Origin of the sequence: Chryseobacterium sp. (genome assembly GCF_022712095.1) — a bacterium.
In the GTDB taxonomy this organism is placed as follows: Bacteria; Bacteroidota; Bacteroidia; order Flavobacteriales; family Weeksellaceae; genus Chryseobacterium.
This window is the reverse complement of record NZ_JALAHD010000079.1, coordinates 1-4,746: the sequence shown is the minus strand read 5'-3', so window position 1 is coordinate 4,746 and position 4,746 is coordinate 1. Positions and strand designations below refer to the sequence as shown.

At 34.5% G+C, this 4,746-nt stretch carries 3 protein-coding genes; all 3 read right to left on the bottom strand.

Translation table 11 applies throughout. The features are described from left to right. Nucleotides 1-3,324, bottom strand: a 3,324-nt coding sequence (locus Q0A18_RS03640; protein ID WP_292008815.1) for a SpvB/TcaC N-terminal domain-containing protein, incomplete at its 3' end; no start/stop codon positions are given. 8 nt (nt 3,325-3,332) lie between these two features. Beyond that, entirely contained in the window at nt 3,333-3,830 is a 498-nt protein-coding gene (locus Q0A18_RS03635) for a T9SS type A sorting domain-containing protein (RefSeq protein WP_292008814.1), read from the bottom strand. A 5-nt stretch (nt 3,831-3,835) separates the two neighbouring features. Beyond that, the gene (locus tag Q0A18_RS03630; RefSeq protein WP_292008813.1) at nt 3,836-4,678 is read right to left on the bottom strand and encodes a cell wall anchor protein; all 843 of its coding nucleotides are present in this window, start codon (nt 4,676-4,678) and stop codon (nt 3,836-3,838) included. Nucleotides 4,679-4,746: the final 68 nt, after the last annotated feature.

Below are 4,746 nucleotides of genomic sequence, written 5' to 3'. Positions count from 1 at the left end.
CTCTGCAAATCGTCCTTTTAAATCATATTTAAAGGTATTTGTATGCATTTGGGAATCTATGCTATTACTTACAACCTTCTGGGTAATGTTTCCAAAGCCATCGTAATTATAAGTCTCCAGTACATAACCTGTATTATCTCTGTTCCAGGTTTTTAAAGTTTTTAATAGATTATTTTCGTAAGTATATTCTTCTTTTGCAGATTTTGTATCTCCATAAGACTGTGCAATATCTGTTTTAGACTTTGGACGCCCTATATAATAATTCTCTCCAACTCCGGATAAATTATGAATATATTCAAAATCAGACGTTGTTATTGCAAAGCCATTGTTTACATTAGTGACACTTTGTTTTGGAAGATAATAGTCTCCATAAATGACATTTCCTGTTGTAACGGTTCCAGTCAAGAAGTTTTTCTCTACGGTACTTTTAGGAACAATGACAGTTACCATCTTTGGTCTATCTGCTTCAGCTACTGTTGTAACAACAGTTCCATTGACCAACTGGTCTTTTTGATATTGGGTAGATTTAAAAGAAAGTAACTGAGTATTATTAACAGAAATATCAGCAGGAAATATTTTGGATTCATCGTTGGTTCTGATGCTCCATTCTTTTACAGAAGCCCCATTAAAAAGAGGATCCATTTCTACCCCTGACCAAATCTTTGTGTTTTCAAATCCATCAGCATACCAAGACGAGCGGGCTATTTGGTGGTAACCCAGTATTCCTCTCCCCTGAAATTTCCCTGTCATTCCTATATAACGGAAGTCCTGTTTTCTACCTGCCTGTTGAAGCTGAGAAACCATATAAGAATTATCTGCACGAGCTAAGGAAAAATAAGGATAATATTCTTTTTTAGTTTTACTATAAAAAGTAGGATTACTATCAGGATTTAACTCTTTATAATCGACTGTAGTTATAACTCCTCCCTGATTAATGGATTTCATTCTGGATAACTCAGCTAAAGAAGTCTGACCCTTATATTTATGTACTCTTGTATTTTTGAAAATAAAGATATCATAGTAATTATTATTTGATTTGATAGGGTTGGTTAAAGGTTGAAATATTCCATACTCAGCACCTCCTACATTATAAGTAGGGCTTACAGAACTTAACCCTTGTACAAAGTCTGTCCCTCCGTTGGCCTGTAATGTTTTAACTTCATATTGCAGGCTTCTCCACAGTGCATTTCCACTCGTACTTACGGCTCCTACTTTATTTTGTGAATAAATCAAAACGATATCCGATTTTCCATCTTTATTGATGTCTGAAATGGAATAAAAGTGGTGATCAAGCAAAGATAAATTGGCCGGCTGACTTGGTTTTCTATATTTAAGGAAGTTTTGTTTTAAGACATTTTGAAAACCATTTTCTTTACCCATATAAAATCGCCAGTTATCCGCATCTTGATTCGATGTTGTTGGAATGGTAAAGTCTAAATTTCCATCACCATTAAAGTCTCCAAAAAGTATTGGATAATCAGGATCTTTTGTTTCAATCAAACTTCCAGAATATTTTATTTTCTTTTGGTATTGGGTGGAAGACGTTCTTATGAACTCAAATACGGTATACGAAGTATTTGAAACATCAATGACATCTACTTTTCCATCACCATCAACATCTAAGTATTTTTGATTAGGATAATCGCTTTCAACAAAGTCAACACGACCTGAATATGTGAAAAGTGGAGTACTGACATCTTTTAGATCTATAATATATTTGTCTAAAAATATTCCATTTGCTATATTAAGAAATATATCCGATATTCCGTCACCATCTATATCCCCTTCATTAATAGTAATCTGAGATATCGTGCATGTAGAGCATGTTTTAGGAGTTGATTTCTCAAAGACTTTGATAAAGGTATTATTTCTAAAAATATAAGCAACAATCTTTTCATCTTCAAACTGAACTATTCCATTACCGTTGTATACCTGTCCTTCTTCGTCTAATAGTACACTGACAACTCTGGCTTCAGCATTAAAAACTTTTCCAGTAGTAACATCCTGATAGGCATCATTAAAGGCACCCAGCTTTACTACTCCATTATTCATTAAAAAATCTAAGTAAGAATCTCCGTTAAAGTCTCCCGTAAGCTTCACATCTTCAAAAGCATCATTATTATAGGGTAATACTCCATAATAATCTACTTCTGACGTAACTAAATCTGGATAGGTAAATGTTACAGGATTAGAAATTTCTCCTTGAGAATTATATTCAGTAACCTTATTTACAAATTGATAACTTGTCCCATTTTTACTATACTCCACCACATATTTTTTAAACTGAGTACCATTTGTGGTTACCTTAATTTCTGATAAAATTTTGTTTTGAGTATATTTTAGTCCCTTTACATACGATTGTTCTATTAAATCTCTATCTACATATGTGAATTCAATAGTATTAAAATGGGGTTTATTTAATATTTGATTTCCTCCCCATTGTATTGAGGATATTCTGGATACACCACCATCTTCACCTCTAAAGCCTGAAACCATAGTGTATTCATAACTATAGCTAATATAATTACCTTGAGAATCCATCCATTTTGTAATGTTATACTCTAATGTAGGAATGTAAGCTCCATTATCATAATTAGTGAAAGTTTTCTCATATTTAGCCTGTGAGCCATCTTCAAAAGTAACTTCCCAATAATTAGGTCCTGAAATACCTAAACTACTTCCTACTGATTTTATTTTAACATTGGAGTATTTATCCGTTACATACTCAGCTCCATCTTTTCCATATTCTCCAGATTTCAAAATAAGCTTTTGCCCATTAAAACTATAATAATCTGAATAGTCTAATTGGACACCTTTAGTTTCCCCGTCTTTTTCAATAGTTCTTCCTACTCTTGAAATAGCAGTAATTCCAGATAAGTTCCAACCGTATCCGGCAATTCCATTGCCAGAGCCACTAAGATATACAAGATTAATTTGGGGAGCGACACTCTTTACTCCTGGGGGCACTGTTATAGGTAAAGTGTATTGTAGCTGTCCTCCTCCAGTTACCTCAATGTTCCCCTTGGTATCATGAAAACTTTGTCCTGAAGGAGCTGTTGTTCCCGACGGATTTGTGGCCCCTGCCTGCGAATCTGAAGGTCCTCCTCCCGGATTTTCTGTTGCAGGACCAATCTTTGCTACAAAAGGATTTGAAGTACTTGATGTAGCAATAAACCCTTCCGTAAAGATAATTGCCTGCGGGTCCTGAACTGTTCGTGAAGTCGTTTCTGCCTGATACAATATAGTTTGGCAAAACCCCAATATCGAACAAAAAGACAATATAAGTGATGAAAGTAATTTCACTTTTTTAATATATAGTTTCATAATCATACTTATCTTTTGGTGATATTTTTACTGAAAACCCTTCCATCCTTCAATGTGAAGCGTAAAATGTATACCCCCCAGTCATAACCGGACATGTTTATTTTTAGCTGCTTATTGATATCCGGGATATTTTGCTGTTGAAATTTCCAATGGGTAGTGCTATGCTGATATAATGAAACAGACTCTATCAATCCATCTACTTCCTCTGTCCAGTCTATCGTTAAAATATCATTGACAGGAACCGGATATAACCTGATCTGTTTCCAGAATGTTTCTTCATCAATAATTATTTCCGAAGTTTTCAGCATTGTACTTGTCGCTTCGATCTTTGAGGTTTGGGCAAGTGATGCCTTTGAGACAGCTGCTTCCTGTACCTGTTTACCATTAATGTCAGTTCCCCTGTAACGCTGGTTTCCTGCTTCATCATATTTGAAATAAACCGTAGTTTGGGAAAACCCTAAAAAGCCTGCTAACAAAGAGAGTAGAGAGAATAATTTTCTTTTCATATGTTTTATTTTTGTGATGATAAAAGTAATTGAACTTGCTGTTTTAATAATTGAAGTTCTTCTGACTGTTGTTTAAGTTGTGCTTCCTGAGATTTTATCTGCTTATTCTGTTCAATGGAATATAGGGTAAGTTCTTCAATTTTTTCTAAAAGCTTGGCATCCATCTCTCCCAGATTAATACCTTCTTTTTCTACTTCTTCTGCCGAAGGAATATTTGGAAGATGCCCTTTTTCAGCTATATGCTTTTCTACTTCTTCTAAACTTTTAAGCTGGTAAGTCTTTTTAAAAACATAGTCAGCCCAGCCATTAGTAGTGGGGCTGTCTACTTTCACTTTTTCTGCTCGTACACCATCTTTTACAAATAACCTGTAAGAACTACAATCCCCACAAAGGGCTGTTGATGTTCCCAGAAATAGCTTCCCATTGGCTCTTAAAGAAAAAAGAAAACCATATGTAGTAGGGGTATCAAAACCTGCAATATCCAATACTCCAGGATTAGAGGGTTGATATTTTCCATATCTCAAAAAAACTAAAGAACTTCCATTATCCACATTTTCAGCCTCATTACCTACATGAAAAGCATCACTGATTGTATTGGTAACAACCTGAGCTCTTCCGCTGACTTTTAATGCAATATTATCTTTAGGTGCCCCACCTATTCCAATATTTCCATTTTTATCAATTCGAAGTCTTTCTATTTTATTAGTTTTTACCACTACATCCTGAGCATCAGATGTTCCTATGAAGTTAGTGGTTGGATTAGTAGCGGTGTTTCCTGTAATATTCCATGATTGGGCATAAGAGAGTGAACTAGCCAGTAAGGCTAACGAGAATAATTTTATTTTCATAAAGTGTTTAAAATTTTAATTTTTTGCAAAAATATTCTTTTTAATTCACAGCCAAAAGAACTTTTTAT

Coding starts and splice junctions, on each gene's coding strand:
- Q0A18_RS03635 (WP_292008814.1), bottom strand. CDS start 3,830: ATGAAAAGAAAATTATTCTCTCTACTCTCTTTGTTAGCAGGCTTTTTA.
- Q0A18_RS03630 (WP_292008813.1), bottom strand. CDS start 4,678: ATGAAAATAAAATTATTCTCGTTAGCCTTACTGGCTAGTTCACTCTCT.